This window comes from Escherichia sp. WS338 (genome assembly GCF_046486405.1).
In the GTDB taxonomy this organism is placed as follows: domain Bacteria; phylum Pseudomonadota; class Gammaproteobacteria; order Enterobacterales; family Enterobacteriaceae; genus Escherichia; species Escherichia coli.
Genome location: NZ_JBJQLL010000051.1, coordinates 1 through 19,412, shown reverse-complemented (window position 1 = coordinate 19,412; position 19,412 = coordinate 1). Strand labels below are relative to the sequence as shown.

The window sequence follows — 19,412 nt, the reverse complement described above, 5'->3', positions numbered from 1 at the left end:
CCATACGAATCGCCCGCTGACGGACTTCGGGGGAAAAACGAGTATTTTTAGTCATCCTGTTTACCTCTTTCTCAGGGAGTTTAGTCTCCAGGATTTCCGGGGCGGTTCAAAATCCACTGAATAGTGCCGCACCAGCTTTCGCTTAGAGCCCATGCGTTATCGCCATCCAGAGAAATCAGCGCCGAACGCAGTGTGTCAGAGTAGCGACCCGTTTCTGTTTCCAGCACCGTTACCGCGACGTCCTGTCGGGTAGCTTCTTTAATCAGCCTGTCCAGTGCTTTTCTCACTGCGAGACAACATTCTTCCGGCCCCTGAGCAGAGGAGAGTTGTAGCAAGATCATCCTTTTTTCCCTCCACTGTTTTTGAGCGTCAGCACCGGGCGCAGTCGCGCGACAGGAATAATTAACCCAGCCAGCACCAGACATTGCACCACGCTTTCAGCCGATTTATAGGCTTGTGGCGCTTCTTCAAAGATGAGTTGTTTATCGCGACAAATTACCCGACTGCCAAGTTCAGTCCGCGAGAGTTGCGTCGCCGTGTATTTCGCTGCCAGACGCCCTTTACACTCGGTGCGCCCCCATTTACGCCCCGCCCCATGCGCCAGCGAGTGGAGCGTTTTTTCGTTCGCAACAGGTTTAACCAGCCAGGAGTAATCGCCGCGTGAACCGGGAATAATCACCAGACCGTTGTCATCCGGCGTGGCGCCTTTACGATGCAACCAGCCCTGTTGATCGCCGATTTGGCACGCGCTAACAAAGTTATGCGCCACATCCAGAACCGGACTTCCGGTGGCCTTAACTTGTTGCATTATGCGCAAAGCGATCAGCTGGCGATTAATACGCGCAAACGCCAGCGCATCGTCATGTTCCGCAATATACCGTAGCGCGTCGTCACTGCCTTCAGGCAAACCATGATGCGAAAACGAGGCAATATGCCGCTGTAAAATAGACTGCCCCAATCCCCTCGAGCCGCTATGAACCAGCAGTTGCAGATGCTGCGCATCCAGACCAGCCAGTGCAAACAGTTCCGCGTCGATAATTTGATCAATCTGTTGCAGTTCTACGAAGTGGTTACCGCCACCGATGGAGCCAAGCGAGTTGCGCCACGGATGCTGTGCAAATGCTGACGGCAGGTTTTCCTCCAGCCAGCTTTCTTCAGCAACGTCATCCAGATCTGATAATCGCTTTTCAAACTTATCGGCGTTGTATTTGCGAGCGAGAATATCTGTTTGCCATAGCGCCATGCCGCAGCCGATATCATTGCCGACCAGTGCCGGGTAAAAACGACCAACAGAGAAGAACGCTGCGCCAATCGGGTAGCCGCGTCCGGGATGTAAATCTGGCATCCCCACAACGCGCTGCATGTTGGGTAAATTTGCCGTGGTGTGTAATTGTTGGATCGCTAAACTCTCGATCCACAGGTCATCAGATGCGATGGTAAATACCGCATCGGATAAGGGACGAATATATTTGCCCATGTACCATTCCATTTATGAATAAAAATCAGGAAATGGCAGACGAATCCAGGGCAAGAAAAAAGAATTAATCCTGGAAAGGTCTGCAAAGAGTCATTGATAAAGGATTTGTCATGATTTACCTCCTTGCAGTTTGTGGAATAAGAAAACGCGCACATACTAGACGGGCGTTATTTTCATTGCAAGCTGGATTTAATGTTGCGGTTTATATCGCATATAAAAATTAGTAAACCACGTTCCCCGGCATTCAACGCGCTGCTGCTTAACTGTCTGAAAACCATAACGTTCAAAAAAGGGTTTTGCGGTTATGCTGGCGTCCACCGTAAGTTCGGATTCAGACTTAATCAATGGTTTTAACAAAGCGCTGGCAACTCCGCGTCGGGTGTATTCCGGTTCAACAAATAACATATCGATATAATGTCCAATGCGGGTAATAAAACCAACCGGTTGTGCATTAATAACTGCAACCCGCACTTGTGATTTCGCGAGTTTCTCCTTCCAGCGAGATTCGTCAATCTGCGCCCAGGCGGCAATTTGCTGTGGAGAATAGTGCTGACTCGCCGTCATCGTAACAGCTCGAAGGAAAATAGCGCATAGTTGCTGAAAATCACCAGGCTGATAGTTTCTTATTTGTATGTTATTCATAATCCCAGCACCAGTTGTCTTTCCATTTGAGGGTCAAGCAACGTCACATGCAGCCCCACCAGTCGCACACCGCGCCCGCCGCGACGTTCATCCCAGGTTTTACGCGCGGTGGCGATTAGATCAGCTTTATTCAGCCGCGGCCAGACGTGCTCCTGAGTAGTTTGCTGAAAATCGTCGAACTTTAATTTCACCCCCTGGCGAGCAATCAGTAAATCAGGTTTTACCTTTGCCAGACGGCGTTCAAGTTCAGGATACAGCCGCTCAATAATCGCTTCACATTCAGACCAGTGATGAATATCTTCCGCCATCGTGCGTTCCACGCCGACGGATTTTCGCAACCGTTCACTGTTAACGTCGCGCTCGTCAATCCCCTGACTACGCTCCCACAAAATGCGGCCAAATTTGCCAAAGCGTTTAAGCAGAATCACCAGATCACACTTTTGCACATCACCGCAGGTCCGCAGCCCCATCGCTTCCAGTTTTGCCGCCGAGACTTTGCCGACGCCGGGAATTTTTGCCAGCGGTAAGGTTTGCAGAAATGCCGGAACTTCTGCCGGCGTAATCACAAACTGACCGTTGGGTTTATTCATGTCGGAAGCAATTTTGGCGAGAAACTTGACCGGCGCAACGCCCGCAGACGCCGTCAGTTGCAGCTCGTTGAAGATCGTCTGGCGGATTTCCTGGGCGATGAGGGTCGCAGAACCGTGGCAATGGACGCTATCGGTGACATCGAGATAGGCTTCATCCAGTGATAACGGTTCAATGCGCGAGGTATAGCGCGAGAAAATTTCGCGGATATGATTTGAGGCTTCTTTGTAGGCGTCAAAGCGCCCTGGAAGCAAGGTGAGATGCGGGCATAATTTGAGCGCCATCCCTGTCGGCATAGCGCTACGTACGCCAAATTTACGCGCGGGATAATTGGCGGTGCTGATCACCCCCCGTCGTTCGCGGCTGCCGCCAATAGCAATAGGGATATCGCGCAGGGCGGGATTATCGCGCATCTCCACCGCTGCGAAAAAGCAGTCCATATCCACATGAATGATTTTACGCATTGCTCACCTCTCAACACTGGTAAAGTATACAGTAATTTCAGGGGTTGAGAAATGCGTAAAGATTCAGCATTTAACGCGCTCGCTGCGAAAGCACCTGCTGCTTATCCAGCTTTTGCACCAGCGGCTGCACCACTTTATCCCCATGCTGACCAAAGTATTGATACAGCGTATCGGACGCACTTTTGGTCAGCACCATAATCTCAATGCGCCGGTTGCCCGCGCTTTGCGGATTTTTGGCATCCAGCAACATCTGGTCCGCCATTGCGCTTACCTGCATCACTTTATCTTCCGGCATTCCGGCCTCTTCCAGCACCCGACGAGCCGAAAGCGCGCGATCGCCCGAAAGGTTCCAGTTGTTGTAGATATTGTTTTTGTAGGCCATCGCATCGGTATGCCCGGTAATAATAATTTTGTTATCGAGAGAGTCGAACACCGGCGCAAGCTCCACCAGCAGCGTTTTAAAGAACGGCATAATCTTCGCGCTGCCGCGTTCAAACATATTGCGGTTCTGGTCGTCTTTAATCAGCACGCGTAATCCCTGGGGAACAATCTCCATCTCCAGATTCGCTTCCATATGCGCATCACGGGCGATGGTATTGATACTGGTTGCCAGCTCGCCAAGCTCGGTGGCGGATTTCTTCTTCAGCAGCGCCGTTTTCTCGTTGACGTCGCGCGCTTTTTTCTCCGTCTCTTCCGGCACCGCCACGGTGGCAGGTTTTGGCGGATGAGACGGGCTGATTTTATTTAACGGCGACAGCCCGCCACCATTGAAAATCGACTGCCCGTGCAGCGCGGCGATAATGCTTTCACGCTCGGATTTACTGACGCTGTTGACAATCAACTTTATCGTCGTCACCAAGGGGGCCGAGCGTATTTCCGAGGTTTCTGCCCGCTTTACCCTGGACGCGATGCCCGGCAAACAGATGGCGATTGACGCCGATCTTAACGCCGGGTTGATCAACCAGACGCAGGCGCAAACCCGGCGTAAAGATGTCGCCAGCGAGGCCGATTTCTACGGCGCAATGGACGGGGCATCAAAATTTGTGCGCGGGGACGCCATCGCCGGGATGATGATTCTGGCAATCAACCTGATCGGCGGCGTCTGTATCGGCATCTTCAAATACAACCTGAGCGCCGACGCCGCCTTCCAGCAATATGTGCTGATGACTATCGGCGATGGGCTGGTGGCGCAAATCCCTTCCCTGCTGCTCTCCACCGCGGCGGCGATTATCGTCACCCGCGTCAGCGATAACGGTGATATCGCCCATGACGTGCGTAATCAGTTGCTGGCAAGCCCGTCGGTTCTCTACACCGCCACTGGAATTATGTTCGTGCTGGCGGTGGTGCCGGGAATGCCGCATTTCCCGTTCCTGATGTTCAGCGCCCTGCTTGGTTTTACCGGCTGGCGGATGAGCAAGCGCCCGCAAGCGGCGGAGGCGGAAGAGAAAAGCCTCGAAACGCTAACCCGTACGATGACAGAAACCAGCGAGCAACAGGTCAGTTGGGAAACTATTCCGCTGATCGAACCTATCAGTTTAAGCCTCGGCTACAAACTGGTGGCGCTGGTGGATAAAGCGCAGGGCAACCCGCTCACCCAGCGTATTCGCGGCGTACGTCAGGTGATTTCCGACGGCAACGGCGTGCTGCTGCCGGAGATCCGTATTCGGGAAAACTTCCGCCTCAAGCCCAGCCAGTACGCCATTTTCATCAACGGCATTAAGGCTGATGAAGCGGATATTCCGGCAGATAAACTGATGGCCCTGCCCTCCAGCGAAACCTACGGCGAGATAGACGGCGTGCTGGGGAACGACCCGGCGTACGGGATGCCGGTCACCTGGATTCAGGCCGCGCAGAAAGCGAAGGCGCTGAATATGGGGTATCAGGTGATCGACAGCGCCAGCGTAATTGCCACCCATGTGAATAAGATTGTGCGCAGCTATATTCCTGATTTGTTTAACTATGACGATATTACTCAGCTGCATAACCGTTTGTCGTCGATGGCACCGCGACTGGCGGAAGATTTGAGCGCGGCGCTCAATTACAGCCAGTTGCTGAAAGTGTACCGGGCGCTACTGACTGAAGGCGTTTCCCTGCGCGATATCGTCACCATCGCCACCGTGTTGGTCGCCAGTAGTGCGGTGACTAAAGATCATATTCTGCTGGCGGCCGATGTGCGCCTGGCGCTGCGGCGCAGCATTACCCATCCGTTCGTTCGCAAGCAGGAGCTGACGGTGTATACGCTGAATAATGAGCTGGAAAATCTGCTGACCAACGTGGTGAATCAGGCGCAACAGGCCGGCAAAGTGATGCTTGATAGCGTGCCAGTGGATCCGAATATGCTCAACCAGTTCCAGAGCACGATGCCTCAGGTGAAGGAGCAGATGAAAGCGGCGGGGAAAGATCCGGTGCTGCTGGTGCCGCCGCAGCTGCGCCCCTTGCTGGCGCGCTACGCAAGGTTGTTTGCGCCGGGGCTGCATGTGCTGTCGTATAACGAAGTGCCGGATGAGCTGGAGTTGAAGATAATGGGGGCGCTGATATAGGCATGATAAGACGCGTCTGCGTCGCATCTGGCACCGGTACACAACCGCCGGATGCGGCGTGAACGCCTTATCCGGCCTACGGGTGAGCACGGTTTTGTCGGCATGATAAGACGCGTGGCGTCGCATCTGGCATCGGCGCACAACCGCCGGATGCGGCGTGAACGCCTTATCCGGCCTACTGGTGAGTGCGGTTTTGTCGGCATGATAAGACGCGTAGTGTCGCATCAGACACCGGCGCACAACCGCCAGATGCGGCGTGAACGCCTTATCCGGCCTACAAAATCGTCTCTTCCGTCAAAATCCGTCGCGCGCCTAAAAAATGGTCCTGCCAGAAAGGTTCGGCTAACCGACTTACCCGAATGGTTTCCCCGGTGCGCGGTGACTCGATAAACTGACCGTCTCCAAGATATACGCCCATATGGTCGGCTATCTCACGACTGTGGATATGGAAAAACAGCAAATCTCCCCGGCGCAGGTCGTTATTCGCCACAATCGTTGCCCGACGGTAGTGGTACATCTCATTGGCCGTGCGCGGGAGCTTAGCCTCAAGGATCTTGTTGTAGGCATAAAAAACCAACCCGCTACAGTCGAAGCCTTTATCAGGCCGCGTGCCCCCCCAGATATAAGGCTTACCTAGCTGCTGCTCCAGGCGGTGAATCGCCACTTCGGTGATGTTATGTAGATGGTCGCTGCTTAAGAAATGATTATTCTCCACCAACGCCTGCCAGCGTCTGTCACTCGCCTTGAGCGGCGCAGGAAACCATTCTGGATGCTGTTTTATCTGCTCCCGATTATGCTGGCGCAGCGCCCTTCTGCTTTTGGCATTGCCTTCCACAATATAGCTGGCCTGCTTTTTCAGATGGGTTTGGTACTGTTTTAATAAACGCGCACGGTTTTGCATCCGCTGGCGGGCGGCGTAGCTAAAAGAGATATGTGATGTGGTGGCGCTGGCGAGTAAAGGGAGCAAAACGCATAACGAAAACACGCCTGGATGCAGAAATCTGCCGTGCAAGAACGAAGACATGAAGGACATAAACCAGCTGAATGAAGGTGAGAATTTTAAAAGACCGGAGGAGTAAACGGGATTATTAATTGCTTATTTGCATATTACTATTGCGGTTTCATAATCTTAGGAAATAAGAAATAAATCTACAATCCATGCGCTTTTCGGACTCTTGAAAACTGCCCCTGTGCTAAATTTGTAAACCCTGCGCCGACAGGCTTGCGTAAAACTCTTTTGGTGATAATGTGAGCCTTCCAAATCCAGACTATTCCGATTTGGGATTCATTTTGCCGTCCTGGCGTGTGTAACCGTTTTATCAAGGAATAAGCAGTATGCGTAAAATCGCATTAATTCTTGCGATGTTGTTGATCCCGTGCGTTTCGTTTGCCGGTTTGCTGGGCAGCAGTAGCTCGACCACGCCAGTGAGCAAAGAGTATAAGCAGCAGTTGATGGGATCCCCTGTCTACATCCAGATCTTCAAGGAAGAACGTACGCTCGATCTCTACGTCAAAATGGGCGAGCAATATCAACTGCTCGACAGCTATAAAATCTGTAAATATTCCGGCGGATTAGGGCCAAAACAGCGTCAGGGCGATTTCAAAAGCCCGGAAGGGTTTTATAGCGTCCAGCGTAATCAGTTAAAACCAGACAGCCGTTACTACAAAGCGATTAATATTGGATTCCCAAACGCCTATGACCGTGCGCATGGTTATGAAGGGAAATACCTGATGATTCACGGCGATTGTGTTTCCATCGGCTGCTACGCGATGACCAATCAGGGTATTGATGAGATCTTCCAGTTCGTTACTGGTGCGCTGGTGTTTGGTCAGCCGAGCGTGCAAGTGAGTATTTACCCGTTCCGTATGACCGACGCCAATATGAAGCGCCATAAATATTCCAACTTTAAGGACTTCTGGGAGCAACTGAAGCCGGGCTACGACTACTTTGAGCAAACCCGTAAGCCACCGACCGTTTCTGTGGTCAATGGCCGTTACGTGGTCAGCAAGCCGTTAAGCCACGAAGTTGTGCAGCCACAACTGGCATCAAACTACACGCTCCCCGAGGAAAAATAAGCGCCATTCACCTGGCATAATCTTTTGCCAGGTTTCATTGCCCGTCAGCGGCTGTGTCGCAATCACCGTGACCACATCATTCGGTGTGGTCTGCGAGCTGAAGTCGATTTCCACATCCTGATCCAGCAACGTTGCCACGCCAAACGGCGCGCGGCGGGTGATCCAGTGTAAATTAGTCGAGCAATACGCCATTACATAGCGCCCGTCAGAAAGCAGCATGTTGAAAACGCCCTTCTGCCGCAGTTCATCCGCCAGTGAGGCGATATATTTAAACACTGCCGCCATGTTGCCCGGTGTGCGCGGGTAACGCTGCGTTAATTTATGCAGGAGCCAGCAAAAGGCTTTTTCGCTATCGGTTTCACCGACCGGGCGGAAGTTGCCGGTTTCCAGTGATTTGTAGCCCGTCAGTTGTCCATTATGGGCATAAGTCCAGTTACGCCCCCATAACTCGCGGGTAAACGGGTGAGTATTTTCCAGCGCCACCTCGCCCCGATTAGCCTGGCGAATATGAGCCACCACCGAACAGGATTTTATCGGGTAGTCCTGGACAAGTTTGGCGATGGGGGAATTAAAGCTGGGTTGCGGATCTTTAAATGTGCGACAGCCTTTACCTTCGTAAAAGGTAATGCCCCAGCCATCTTTATGTGGCCCGGTTCCACCACCACGCTGTACAAGTCCGGTGAAACTAAAGCAGATATCGGTAGGGACGTTGGCGCTCATCCCGAGCAATTCGCACATGGGTAACCTCCACAACAGCGGGAGCGCATGGCCCCCGGCGAAGATTGATTTAAGAATTTTCAGGTCGGATGTGGCGTGAACGCATTATTCGGCCTACGGTTCGGGTGCAGATTGTAGGCATGATAAGACGCGTCAGCGTCGCATCAGGCATCAGAGCACAAATGCCGGATGCGGCGTAAACGCCTTATCTGGCCTACGCCAGACTTACTTAACCATCTCTTTTTCAATTAACTGGATCAGGATATGGATCACTTTAATGTGGATCTCCTGAATGCGGTCGGCATAACCAAAGTGCGGAACGCGAATTTCAATATCCGCCGTGCCAGCCATTTTGCCGCCGTCTTTACCCGTCAGGGTGATCACTTTCATCCCCTTCTCACGCGCCGCTGCGATCGCTTTGATCACGTTTGCAGAGTTACCGGAGGTGGAGATCCCCAGCAGTACATCGCCTTCGCGACCTACCGCTTCAACGTAACGCGAGAAAATATCATTGAAACCAAAATCGTTACCGACGCAGGAAATATGACTAACGTCAGAAATGGCAATCGCCGGGTAGCCCGGACGGTTTTCACGGTAGCGACCGGTCAACTCTTCGGCAAAGTGCATGGCGTCGCAATGGGAGCCGCCGTTGCCACAGGAAAGCACTTTACCACCGGCTTTAAAGCTGTCTGCTAACAGGACCGCCGCGCGCTGAATGGCGTGAATATTGGCGTCATCTTTTAAAAAGTTAGCCAGCGTTTCCGCCGCTTCGTTCAGTTCATTACGAATAAGATCCTGGTACATGAGGATATCCTTCAGCATAAATGTAATAGACAAAATGCAGTGTACCGGATACCGCCAAAAGCGAGAAGTACGGGCAGGTGCTATGACCAGGACTTTTTGACCTGAAGTGCGGATAAAAACAGCAACAATGTGAGCTTTGTTGTAATTATATTGTAAACACATTGCTAAATGTTTTTACATCCACTACAACCATATCATCACAAGTGGTCAGACCTCCTACAAGTAAGGGGCTTTTCGTTATGATGATTTTGAGTATTCTCGCTACGGTTGTCCTGCTCGGCGCATTGTTCTATCACCGCGTGAGCTTATTTATCAGCAGTCTGATTTTGCTCGCCTGGACAGCCGTCCTCGGCGTTGCTGGTCTGTGGTCGGCGTGGGTACTAGTGCCTCTGGCCATTATCCTCATACCGTTTAACTTTGCCCCTATGCGTAAATCGATGATTTCTGCGCCAGTGTTTCGTGGATTCCGCAAAGTGATGCCGCCGATGTCGCGCACCGAGAAAGAAGCGATCGACGCGGGCACCACCTGGTGGGAGGGCGACTTGTTCCAGGGCAAGCCGGACTGGAAAAAGCTGCATAACTATCCGCAGCCGCGCCTGACCACTGAAGAGCAAGCGTTTCTCGACGGTCCGGTAGAAGAAGCCTGCCGGATGGCGAATGATTTCCAGATTACTCATGAGCTGGCGGACCTGCCGCCGGAGTTGTGGGCGTACCTTAAAGAGCATAGTTTCTTCGCGATGATCATCAAAAAAGAGTACGGCGGGCTGGAGTTCTCGGCTTATGCCCAGTCTCGCGTGCTGCAAAAACTCTCCGGCGTGAGCGGGATCCTGGCGATTACCGTCGGCGTGCCGAACTCATTAGGCCCGGGCGAGCTGCTGCAACATTACGGCACTGACGAGCAGAAAAATCACTATCTGCCGCGTCTGGCGCGTGGTCAGGAGATCCCTTGCTTTGCACTGACCAGCCCCGAAGCGGGTTCCGATGCGGGCGCGATTCCGGATACCGGGATTGTCTGCATGGGCGAATGGCAGGGCCAGCAGGTGCTGGGGATGCGTCTGACCTGGAACAAACGCTACATTACGCTGGCACCGATTGCGACCGTGCTTGGTCTGGCGTTTAAACTCTCCGACCCGGAGAAATTACTCGGTGGTGCAGAAGATTTAGGTATTACCTGTGCGCTGATCCCGACCACCACGCCGGGTGTGGAAATTGGTCGTCGCCACTTCCCGCTGAACGTACCGTTCCAGAACGGACCGACGCGCGGTAAAGATGTGTTCGTGCCGATCGATTACATCATCGGCGGGCCGAAAATGGCCGGGCAAGGCTGGCGGATGCTGGTGGAGTGCCTCTCGGTAGGCCGCGGCATCACCCTGCCTTCCAACTCAACCGGCGGCGTGAAATCGGTAGCGCTGGCAACGGGCGCGTATGCGCACATTCGTCGGCAGTTCAAAATCTCTATCGGTAAGATGGAAGGGATTGAAGAGCCGCTGGCGCGTATTGCCGGAAACGCTTATGTAATGGATGCTGCGGCATCGCTGATTACCTACGGCATTATGCTCGGTGAAAAACCTGCCGTGCTGTCGGCTATCGTTAAGTATCACTGTACCCACCGCGGGCAGCAGTCGATTATTGATGCGATGGATATCACTGGTGGTAAAGGCATTATGCTCGGGCAAAGCAACTTCCTGGCCCGTGCTTACCAGGGCGCACCGATTGCCATCACCGTTGAAGGGGCCAACATTCTGACCCGCAGCATGATGATCTTCGGACAAGGAGCGATTCGTTGCCATCCGTACGTGCTGGAAGAGATGGAAGCGGCGAAGAACAATGACGTTAACGCGTTCGATCAACTCCTGTTTAAACATATCGGTCACGTCGGTAGCAACAAAGTTCGCAGCTTCTGGCTGGGCCTGACGCGCGGTTTAACCAGCAGCACACCAACCGGCGATGCCACTAAACGCTACTATCAGCACCTGAACCGCCTGAGCGCCAACCTCGCCCTGCTTTCTGATGTCTCGATGGTGGTGCTGGGCGGCAGCCTGAAACGTCGTGAGCGTATCTCGGCACGTCTGGGGGATATTTTAAGTCAGCTTTACCTCGCCTCTGCCGTTCTGAAGCGTTATGACGACGAAGGCCGTAATGAAGCCGACCTGCCGCTGGTGCACTGGGGTGTACAGGATGCGCTGTATCAGGCAGAACAGGCGATGGACGATTTACTGCAAAACTTCCCGAACCGCGTGGTTGCCGGGCTGCTGAATGTGGTGATCTTCCCGACCGGACGTCATTACCTGGCACCGTCTGACAAGCTGGATCATAAAGTGGCGAAGATTTTACAAGTGCCGAATGCCACCCGTTCACGTATTGGTCGCGGTCAGTACCTGACACTGAGCAAGCATAACCCGGTTGGTTTACTGGAAGAGGCGCTGGTGGATGTGATTGCCGCCGACCCGATTCATCAGCGGATCTGTAAAGAGTTGGGTAAAAACCTGCCGTTTACCCGTCTGGATGAACTGGCGCACAACGCACTGGCGAAGGGGCTGATTGATAAAGATGAAGCCGCTATTCTGGTGAAAGCTGAAGAAAGCCGTCTGCGTAGTATTAACGTTGATGACTTTGATCCAGAAGAGCTGGCGACGAAGCCGGTAAAGCTGCCGGAGAAAGTGCGGAAAGTTGAAGCCGCGTAATTGAATAACGGAGCCGAAAGGCTCCGTTTCTTTATCCGCTAATTATTTAAAATTAAAGCCATCCGGATGGTTTTCCAGGCTGCCGGTCAACGCCGCGAACAGCACCGTTTTACCATCAATAGAAAGCGCATCGTTCACATTCAACCAGGTGAGTTTCTCTTGCGACGTTTTCTCATCAATGGTCGAGAACAGCCCCGTCATCTGATTAGATTTCTCGGACCACATCACAGCGATACGTTGCGAGCCACAGTCATGCGGTTTGCACGCGCTCATCACCTGATACGTCTCATCTCCCAACGTTACGGTTTGTGCGGGAGTATACGTACCGCCTTTCATCACCCAGGCAGGCAGCTTATGCCCTTGCACCATCTGATTAAAAGCAGCTTTGGTGGTTTCGCCCTTTGCAAGGCTGCTAATGGTTAAATCATCCTGCGCCATTGCACTGGTGGCGATGACCAGAGCGGCGACTGTCGTTATTGCCTTAAACATCATTCCTCCCGGGCTTATCCTGCCCATGTTATTAACCTCCTAAAGCTTGGCGATAACACGATAATTTGCAAATCAGATATTTCCAATATCAGAATTTGTTATCAATTTATTCTGCGCTAAGGCAACTGCCTGATAAGGTGTTAAAGTTATAAAACCCTTCGCATAAAGGAGTTGTACACCGTGCCTGGTTTGAAGATTACGCTTTTGCAGCAACCACTGGTGTGGATGGATGGCCCTGCCAATCTGCGCCATTTTGATCGTCAACTGGAAGGTATTACCGGGCGCGATGTGATCGTTCTACCGGAAATGTTTACCAGCGGCTTTGCCATGGAAGCGGCAGCTTCGTCGCTAGCACAAGATGACGTAGTGAACTGGATGACAGCCAAAGCGCAGCAGTACAATGCGCTGATTGCAGGCAGTGTTGCATTACAAACGGAGTCTGGTTCGGTTAACCGCTTTTTGCTGGTTGAGCCGGGCGGCACGGTACATTTTTATGATAAGCGTCATCTGTTCCGCATGGCAGATGAGCATCTACATTATAAAGCGGGCAATGCGCGAGTGATTGTGGAATGGCGCGGCTGGCGTATTTTGCCGCTGGTGTGCTACGACTTACGTTTTCCAGTGTGGTCGCGCAATCTCAACGATTATGACCTCGCCCTGTACGTCGCCAACTGGCCTGCTCCGCGCTCTCTGCACTGGCAGGCATTGCTGACGGCCCGCGCGATTGAGAATCAGACGTATGTAGCGGGATGCAATCGCGTCGGCAGCGATGGCAACGGCTGCCATTATCGCGGTGACAGCCGGGTGATTAATCCACAGGGCGAGATTATCGCTACTGCCGACGCGCATCAGGCAACGCGCATTGATGCGGAGTTGTCGATGGCTGTATTAAGGGAATATAGAGAAAAGTTTCCGGCATGGCGGGATGCGGATGAGTTTAGGTTGCTGTGAGTGGGTGTTGCGTTTAGGGCCGGGGAGAGTCGGGGTAAGACTACGAAAGCCCGCTCTCCTGCGACGGCTTTTATCATAGGAGTGTGGAAGTGCTTTTCCATCAATCGCGATGACGTCTTTGTCATCTGAAGAATGACATTCACGCATCCGGTTAATAAAGCATTCGTGAAATTATACTGAACGGATACAAGACATAACTCTAATTATAGTGCCGTGAACAGGATTACCACTTTCAAAATTACGATATTATTAGCAGTAATTATGTTATTAATCATTGTGATATTTCCATCTCTGTGATCAATACCGGATAAGCATTTAATTGCAGCATTTGCACGAAATTATCGCAGATAACTGGCAATAACAATAACCCATCAGCCCGCTTCTGTAATACCTCCATTCGTTCTACTGATTCAACATTAACAACCAAACCAAGGGTATTTAGCGATTTAAGGATCTCCAGATGTTCACTCATCCAGCGCAGAGAAAAAGGATCATCACCAATTATAAAAACAGGCCCCTAGCAGGTTAATAACTGGCGTTTCATTACGGATCTAGGATGAAGTCGAGTACATATTACAGGAAATACGCCCTGTTGCGATGGTTCCGATGATGTGGAATATTCAGAAATATTTCCATTGTTAGTGAAGAATTAACATCCATTAATAATGGTGAAACAGCCTCACTTTCCTTGCTAGTAATGGCTGCACTAATCTGAAAGGAAAATAACAATATTATTACGTATAAACTCATTTTTAACATAATACATTCAATCCGTTTATTCATGTTATAGAATAATGATGCTATACCCGTGATCATTGAAGATGCTTGATTTTGTCATGACAGAGGATCATGCTACGCAACATGAAAATCTTCATCTCCGATCTACAAAAAGCAGAGCTGGAACGCCTTCACGATACCAGTCGTAACAAGCGGGTCTGCGATCGTATTAAAGCCATTCTTCTGGCTTCTGAAGGCTGGAGTTCAGTCATGATTGCTCAGGCTCTGCGCCTGCATCAGACCACCGTTGATCATCATATCCATGAGTTTATGAATAAAGGGAAGTTAAAGCCCGAAAACGGTGGTTCAGACAGTAAACTCAGTGCTGAACAAACATCACTCTTAATCAAACATTTATCTGATAATTTGTTTCACCATACTCATGAAATTATCGCCTTTGTTCTCCACACATGGGGAATTTTGTTCAGCGTTGCCGGTATGAACAAATGGTTGCATCGTAACGGCTTCTCTTACAAAAAACCGGCTGGAACGCCTCATAAATTCAGCGAAGAGAGGCAGGCGCAATTCATTGAATTTATGAAGACCTGAAAGAAAAAGCAGGCGATGAACCTGTTCTTTTTATAGATGCTGTCCACCCCACTCAGGCCACCAAAATCAGTTATGGCTGGATACGAAAAGGGCACCGGAAAGCAATAGAAACAACAGGTAGCCGTACACGGCTGAATATCATGGGTGCGCTAAATCTGAAGTCTCCGGAACGCCCACTCATCAGTGAGTACCCAACCATTAATGCGTTAAGCATATCCCGGTTTTTCAATGAGATAAGAAAGGTTTATCCTGATTATAATCAAACAGTCAACATCATTCTGGATGGTGCACGTTATCACCATGCTCAACTGGTAACAGACTGGGCTGAAGTCGTTAATATCAAACGCGTTCAATTAGCACTTATCTACATAATAATAGACCTTTGTAAAATAACTGTATATCATTACTGACATACAGTCTATTCATTAAAGACTTTTTATAACTCGAAACAGTTTTTATTGAAACGCCGAGGTTATTAGCAATATCTTTTCCACTTAAACCATATAAAAACATCAGCAGGACCTCCTTCTGCCTTCCAGATAAAGAAAGCTTATAATGAGAGTTCTTTACTCTATAAATATAATGTGTGTTATTAAGTGGATTGTTTTTAGTTAAATCCTTTATATTGCAAATAGGGGCGTGGATAATATCCCTGAGAAAATCAAAGGTTTCAGGGGGAGCATAAAAAATGGTATCCGAACACCTAAAATCAATGTTATTGAACTGTAAAAAACAAAAAACATCTGACGTTTTAGGGGATGATATTATAATAATATTTTTTACGCCATTAATTTTATTTTTCTGGATGACATCTTCAATTGTTTTGTTGATCCCAATAAGGAAATAACGATTATCACATATAACTTTCATATAAAGCGACCAACACTTCAATTAACAGACAAGCCTTTCATAAGCACATTTATATTTGAGATTTTTTCCTGATATTCCATTTTTTTTCTTTGCTTTATATATATGAGTATACACAGTCTTTGAACTCATACCAAACTGATAAGCAATACTTGCTACATTCCACCCATGGAAAACATAATAGAATAGTATAATCATCTCATTCATGGTTAATTTATGTGGAGAGTTCCCAAACAACAACCTGCCACTAAACATACATTCATAAATCGATGACAGGCTACTTATTGATTCTACTGGTAATAAGTAAAATCTATAACCGTTAAAAATATAATTCATTAACATACTGTTTTTTTTATCACAGAGAATGACAAAAATATTATTGTTTATTATATGCTCACGATTATCTGGTATAAAAAAATCAGCACCAATAGTAATAGAATGCCTGCTCAATAATTTTTTCAAACCTAACTCAAGATATTTATTGTGCGTAACAATCATTATATTCATACATTATGCCTTCTACAAGAAGTATATAAATGTCATATTGACTCATTTGCAAATTATTAAGTTGTTTCTATAACACTCAAAAATGTGGGAAGTTTCCCTCCCACATGAATAAGACAACTATTAAATTACACCATTCGCATCAATAATATTGTTATCAATATACACATTTGCGCCACTTACACTGCTGTATAACGTATAAGTATGCTCAATACCATCTAACGCAGTTGCTTTAACAGTTGTTGCCGTTGCCGTAAATGTACCCAGACTTCCCGCTCCGTCAGCCCCCAAATCAACTTTGTCATTGGCATCACCGGAAATATAAATCGTTGAATTGTCATTTATACCCAATACATCCGATGCCGTTAACTTGACTAACTGAGCTGCATTGTCAGCTTTCAGATCGCTACCAACAGTCATATCCACTTTCTCGAAGCCGGCAATACCTTCATTTTTACCGGCCGCTAGATTGACAGAAATGGTACCTGTCAGAACCAGGGTATCACTGCCTTCCCCGCCGTTAATATAGCCCTGATTACCGGAGGAGGTGGAGTCATAGTCTTTTGTCAGAACAACAATATCATCACCGGCACCGGCATCAATGGTCAGGTTTTTGGCAATTGTGCCTAATTTAAAGGTATCATTGCCGTCTTCACCATTAACGACAGTGGCATAAGCAGAATCCCCCATTACACCAGAAGTTGCATCAAATACATCATCTCCCGCCCCCAGTGAAATAGTCGTGTTATATGCACCATCTGTGATGGTAACAGTATCATTGCCGTCCCCCATAGAGACAGTACTGCCACCATAAATCCATCCGGCCGTTAAGGTATCCGCATTGTCACCGACAGAAATATTACCGGTCAGATTTTTAGTTACCGTAATATTATCACTGCCGTATCCGCCTAAAATTTCACCAGACACAGAGCCATAAATAGTGACGGTATTAACATCTGTGGCAGTGTCAATATTGTTGTCGTTACCCAAGCTTAAATTACTGCCATCCTGATAAACAGAAAGATATTCCTTAGGCATATTAGATATATCTTTTGTACCACTACCAAGATCCAATAAACCAGATAATGTTGTATCGTTATTGTCAGTAGCATCCCCCTGGATAAATGTATCACTACCTGAACCAAGATAAATCTGTCCGGCATTTGTTACACCAGTACGTTTGATCGTAACAATATCATCGCCAGACTCAGTAAAGATATAACTACCCGCATACATAACACGTAATGCAGTATTCATACCATCCATAGTAAAAGTATCGTTACCCTCACCAGTATATACTCTTGTATTAGCCAGCATGTTACCACGAATGACCATTAGATCATCACCAGCACCTAAATCAACAGTCGTAATGCTTTGATTGCCATCGGTTTTTGTTCCGTCTGGCCCATTATCCTGTGAGTTAGCAACATTACTATACGATGTTGTTTCTTTACCACTCTGGTAATAACCAACATAAACCGTATCATTGTAATCTGTTGTTACCATTGGATCATTTTCACCACTATTCGCGCCAATGGTATACCCAAAGTCCCCTTTTTCGGCGATAGAAGATGATAGTGAATATTTCAGTGTAAAATCACCGTCCAGATTACGTAATGAAATGGCATTACCATCATAAATAACACCTGTTGCGGATGCTCCCGCATTATCAACGATGTCAGTAGCTGCCGTAACGTTATCAGATGTTCCCGTAATGGTCGCAACAACTTTTTCCATACCCTCGGCATTAAAGGCATCTTGGTTAGCCTCAAGCGTTGGATCAACTATAAATGAAACACTTTTTGAACCGGCAGGAATAACAATTGTTACGGTTGTTGCACCATCATAGGTTACTTTTCCAGTATCACCATGAAGGCCAATTTTCCCGTTATGCTGTGCTCCACCAATATCAGAATAGTCAGCAGCATCAGAATGCCCAGCTCCGCTACCCAATGTAACTGTAACTGTTACATCTGTTGTAGTGACATGATTCAGAGAAACCGTATAAACCAGTCCAGTGGAATCATCCTTATCTTCAATAGTTGCGGGAACATCCATTACGGTCCCATTGACACTAGCTATACCAGTAAAACCATCACCATTGACATCTGTTGATGTTGTCTCAACGCTAATACTCACTGTTGGTAACACATCAGTTTTTGAGGTTACGGTTGACGGGTCACTTTCATTACCGCTCGGATCTTTGGCAACCCCGGTAACTTCACTGTTATCCTTCACGTTATCTGCCGGAATGGTCGCTTTATCGCCAGTGCTGTCCGGGATCAGCGTCGGATCACTGGATGTCCAGCCGTTATCCCCTTTCTCCAGCGTCACGGTGTGCTTACCACCTTTTTCATCTTCAAAGGTGACATCCACGGTATCGCCTTTATTGGCATCACCCGGCAGCTCAACAGAAACAGAACCATCATCCTCTGCTTTTAATACCGGTGCCGACGGCGCCACTGTATCCACTGCGAAGTCAGCCGGCTGGCCCTGGCCACTGGTGTTACCTGCCGGGTCTGTGATTTCCGCGGTTACAGAATACTGACCATCTGCCGTCACTTTATCCGCCGGAATGGTCACATCAGCTTTACCTGCAGCCACTTCATCTGCGGTCAGCGTGTGCTCCACCGTGTCCGTCGTGCCGTCCGGTTTGGTGACCGTCAGCGTCAGGGTATCACCGGCAGCGCTGCCTTTCGGTACCGTGACTTCGGTCTGTACACCATCCTTCAGCTCTTCGGCATTCACACCATCTGCCGCTTCCGGAATGGCAACTACCGGTGTTGCATCTGTTGCACCATCACCATCGGTATCCCCCGGGATCTGGGTATCGGCAGCAAAATCAACCACATTCCCGGGTTTCGCCGGGTTACTGCCCTGAGTCAGAGTGACACTGACGCTGTTCTGCCCGTCAATCACCGCATCCTTCGGAATATCCATGGATACTTTACCGGCAGCCACTTCATCTTTAGTCACGGTATGTGTCACGTTCTCCGTGGTTTTGTCCGGACGGGTCACGGTAAGTGTAATAACTGCACCTTCTGCCGTGCCTGCCGGCAACGTGACCTCTGCCTGCAAACCGTCTTTCAGCTCATCAGCATTGGCATAACCGTCAGTCACTTCAGGAATGCTCAGAACCGGGGCATCTGCCACACCATCAGTTTTTGACGTCACGGTTGACGGGTCACTTTCATTACCGCTCGGATCTTTGGCAACCCCGGTAACTTCACTGTTATCCTTCACGTTATCTGCCGGAATGGTCGCTTTATCGCCAGTGCTGTCC

Annotated in this window: 15 protein-coding genes and 4 pseudogenes; 5 read left to right on the top strand and 14 right to left on the bottom strand. The window is 49.3% G+C overall.

Annotated features, from left to right (window positions below; translation table 11 throughout):
- Nucleotides 1-89: 89 nt before the first annotated feature.
- From prfH to lafU, 5 genes and pseudogenes are all read right to left on the bottom strand, one after another.
- Nucleotides 90-341 (bottom strand): annotated as a pseudogene (prfH, locus tag ACJHWT_RS23470) (peptide chain release factor H); the annotation flags it as partial.
- Nucleotides 338-1,477 carry an RNA ligase RtcB family protein gene (locus tag ACJHWT_RS23465; RefSeq protein WP_000521562.1) on the bottom strand — a complete coding sequence of 380 codons (1,140 nt, stop codon included), beginning with the start codon at nucleotides 1,475-1,477 and terminating at the stop codon, nucleotides 338-340. The pseudogene prfH and the gene ACJHWT_RS23465, both read right to left, overlap by 4 nt.
- A 189-nt stretch (nucleotides 1,478-1,666) precedes the next feature.
- Nucleotides 1,667-2,119: a GNAT family N-acetyltransferase gene (locus tag ACJHWT_RS23460; RefSeq protein WP_001059897.1), complete on the bottom strand. Its 453-nt coding sequence runs from the start codon at nucleotides 2,117-2,119 to the stop codon at nucleotides 1,667-1,669.
- Nucleotides 2,116-3,171 (bottom strand): DNA polymerase IV, encoded by a 1,056-nt coding sequence (dinB, locus tag ACJHWT_RS23455; protein ID WP_001226161.1) that lies wholly within the window; start codon nucleotides 3,169-3,171, stop codon nucleotides 2,116-2,118. The genes ACJHWT_RS23460 and dinB overlap by 4 nt, the downstream gene beginning before the upstream one ends.
- A gap of 70 nt (nucleotides 3,172-3,241) precedes the next feature.
- On the bottom strand, nucleotides 3,242-4,027 hold the full coding sequence (lafU, locus tag ACJHWT_RS23450; RefSeq protein ID WP_000207550.1) for a putative lateral flagellar export/assembly protein LafU: 786 nt from the start codon (nucleotides 4,025-4,027) through the stop codon (nucleotides 3,242-3,244).
- On the opposite strand from lafU, the pseudogene ACJHWT_RS23445 reads away from it, so the two are divergent.
- Nucleotides 3,993-5,711 (top strand): annotated as a pseudogene (locus ACJHWT_RS23445) (flagellar biosynthesis protein FlhA); the annotation flags it as partial. The gene lafU and the pseudogene ACJHWT_RS23445 sit on opposite strands and share 35 nt — an antisense overlap.
- Nucleotides 5,712-5,985: 274 nt before the next feature.
- Here ACJHWT_RS23445 and ACJHWT_RS23440 read toward each other — a convergent pair.
- The gene (locus ACJHWT_RS23440; protein ID WP_000093934.1) at nucleotides 5,986-6,735 is read right to left on the bottom strand and encodes a C40 family peptidase; all 750 of its coding nucleotides are present in this window, start codon (nucleotides 6,733-6,735) and stop codon (nucleotides 5,986-5,988) included.
- Between the two features lie 311 nt (nucleotides 6,736-7,046).
- Between ACJHWT_RS23440 and dpaA the strand changes: the two genes are divergently transcribed.
- Nucleotides 7,047-7,787, top strand: a complete 741-nt coding sequence (dpaA, locus tag ACJHWT_RS23435) for a peptidoglycan meso-diaminopimelic acid protein amidase (protein ID WP_001225680.1) — start codon at nucleotides 7,047-7,049, stop codon at nucleotides 7,785-7,787.
- Here the strand turns inward: dpaA and ACJHWT_RS23430 are convergent.
- Nucleotides 7,758-8,525, bottom strand: a complete 768-nt coding sequence (locus ACJHWT_RS23430; RefSeq protein WP_001304889.1) for a class II glutamine amidotransferase — start codon at nucleotides 8,523-8,525, stop codon at nucleotides 7,758-7,760. The two genes, dpaA and ACJHWT_RS23430, sit on opposite strands and share 30 nt — an antisense overlap.
- Nucleotides 8,526-8,729: 204 nt before the next feature.
- The gene (lpcA, locus tag ACJHWT_RS23425) at nucleotides 8,730-9,308 is read right to left on the bottom strand and encodes a D-sedoheptulose 7-phosphate isomerase (protein WP_000284050.1); all 579 of its coding nucleotides are present in this window, start codon (nucleotides 9,306-9,308) and stop codon (nucleotides 8,730-8,732) included.
- 239 nt (nucleotides 9,309-9,547) lie between these two features.
- Here lpcA and fadE point away from each other — a divergent pair, with 239 nt between their 5' ends.
- Entirely contained in the window at nucleotides 9,548-11,992 is a 2,445-nt protein-coding gene (gene fadE, locus ACJHWT_RS23420) for an acyl-CoA dehydrogenase FadE (RefSeq protein WP_000973128.1), read from the top strand.
- A gap of 42 nt (nucleotides 11,993-12,034) precedes the next feature.
- Here fadE and ivy read toward each other — a convergent pair whose 3' ends face one another.
- On the bottom strand, nucleotides 12,035-12,481 hold the full coding sequence (gene ivy / locus ACJHWT_RS23415; protein ID WP_001308392.1) for an Ivy family C-type lysozyme inhibitor: 447 nt from the start codon (nucleotides 12,479-12,481) through the stop codon (nucleotides 12,035-12,037).
- Nucleotides 12,482-12,661: 180 nt separating this feature from the next.
- On the opposite strand from ivy, the gene yafV reads away from it, so the two are divergent.
- Nucleotides 12,662-13,432: a 2-oxoglutaramate amidase gene (gene yafV / locus ACJHWT_RS23410; protein WP_001304891.1), complete on the top strand. Its 771-nt coding sequence runs from the start codon at nucleotides 12,662-12,664 to the stop codon at nucleotides 13,430-13,432.
- Between the two features lie 51 nt (nucleotides 13,433-13,483).
- Here the strand turns inward: yafV and ACJHWT_RS23405 are convergent.
- Together ACJHWT_RS23405 and ACJHWT_RS23400 are read right to left on the bottom strand one after the other, a co-directional pair.
- Nucleotides 13,484-13,678, bottom strand: a pseudogene (locus ACJHWT_RS23405) (ISAs1 family transposase); the annotation flags it as partial.
- Nucleotides 13,679-13,703: 25 nt separating this feature from the next.
- Nucleotides 13,704-13,904: a PFL_4695 family integrating conjugative element protein gene (locus ACJHWT_RS23400; RefSeq protein ID WP_001304892.1), complete on the bottom strand. Its 201-nt coding sequence runs from the start codon at nucleotides 13,902-13,904 to the stop codon at nucleotides 13,704-13,706.
- A 389-nt stretch (nucleotides 13,905-14,293) separates the two neighbouring features.
- On the opposite strand from ACJHWT_RS23400, the pseudogene ACJHWT_RS23395 reads away from it, so the two are divergent.
- A pseudogene (locus ACJHWT_RS23395) lies at nucleotides 14,294-15,102 on the top strand (IS630 family transposase); the annotation flags it as partial.
- Nucleotides 15,103-15,118: 16 nt separating this feature from the next.
- Here the strand turns inward: ACJHWT_RS23395 and ACJHWT_RS23390 are convergent.
- The 3 genes from ACJHWT_RS23390 to ACJHWT_RS23380 all read right to left on the bottom strand — a co-directional run.
- On the bottom strand, nucleotides 15,119-15,628 hold the full coding sequence (locus ACJHWT_RS23390; protein WP_000862929.1) for a helix-turn-helix domain-containing protein: 510 nt from the start codon (nucleotides 15,626-15,628) through the stop codon (nucleotides 15,119-15,121).
- Nucleotides 15,629-15,649: 21 nt separating this feature from the next.
- Complete coding sequence (locus ACJHWT_RS23385; RefSeq protein ID WP_001024300.1) at nucleotides 15,650-16,132, bottom strand: helix-turn-helix transcriptional regulator; 483 nt, start codon at nucleotides 16,130-16,132, stop codon at nucleotides 15,650-15,652.
- Nucleotides 16,133-16,252: 120 nt separating this feature from the next.
- Nucleotides 16,253-19,412 (bottom strand): beta strand repeat-containing protein (locus ACJHWT_RS23380; protein ID WP_227462093.1); only part of this gene is annotated, 3,160 nt, incomplete at its 5' end.

Bases quoted from the DNA above. Each gene is read 5' to 3' on its own strand.
- ivy (WP_001308392.1), bottom strand. From the start codon at position 12,481: ATGTTTAAGGCAATAACGACAGTCGCCGCTCTGGTCATCGCCACCAGT.
- ACJHWT_RS23440 (WP_000093934.1), bottom strand. From the start codon at position 6,735: ATGTCTTCGTTCTTGCACGGCAGATTTCTGCATCCAGGCGTGTTTTCG.
- dpaA (WP_001225680.1), top strand. From the start codon at position 7,047: ATGCGTAAAATCGCATTAATTCTTGCGATGTTGTTGATCCCGTGCGTT.
- ACJHWT_RS23390 (WP_000862929.1), bottom strand. From the start codon at position 15,628: ATGAAAGTTATATGTGATAATCGTTATTTCCTTATTGGGATCAACAAA.
- fadE (WP_000973128.1), top strand. From the start codon at position 9,548: ATGATGATTTTGAGTATTCTCGCTACGGTTGTCCTGCTCGGCGCATTG.
- lpcA (WP_000284050.1), bottom strand. From the start codon at position 9,308: ATGTACCAGGATCTTATTCGTAATGAACTGAACGAAGCGGCGGAAACG.
- ACJHWT_RS23400 (WP_001304892.1), bottom strand. From the start codon at position 13,904: ATGAGTGAACATCTGGAGATCCTTAAATCGCTAAATACCCTTGGTTTG.
- ACJHWT_RS23385 (WP_001024300.1), bottom strand. From the start codon at position 16,132: ATGAATATAATGATTGTTACGCACAATAAATATCTTGAGTTAGGTTTG.
- ACJHWT_RS23430 (WP_001304889.1), bottom strand. From the start codon at position 8,525: ATGTGCGAATTGCTCGGGATGAGCGCCAACGTCCCTACCGATATCTGC.
- ACJHWT_RS23460 (WP_001059897.1), bottom strand. From the start codon at position 2,119: ATGAATAACATACAAATAAGAAACTATCAGCCTGGTGATTTTCAGCAA.
- ACJHWT_RS23465 (WP_000521562.1), bottom strand. From the start codon at position 1,477: ATGGGCAAATATATTCGTCCCTTATCCGATGCGGTATTTACCATCGCA.
- dinB (WP_001226161.1), bottom strand. From the start codon at position 3,171: ATGCGTAAAATCATTCATGTGGATATGGACTGCTTTTTCGCAGCGGTG.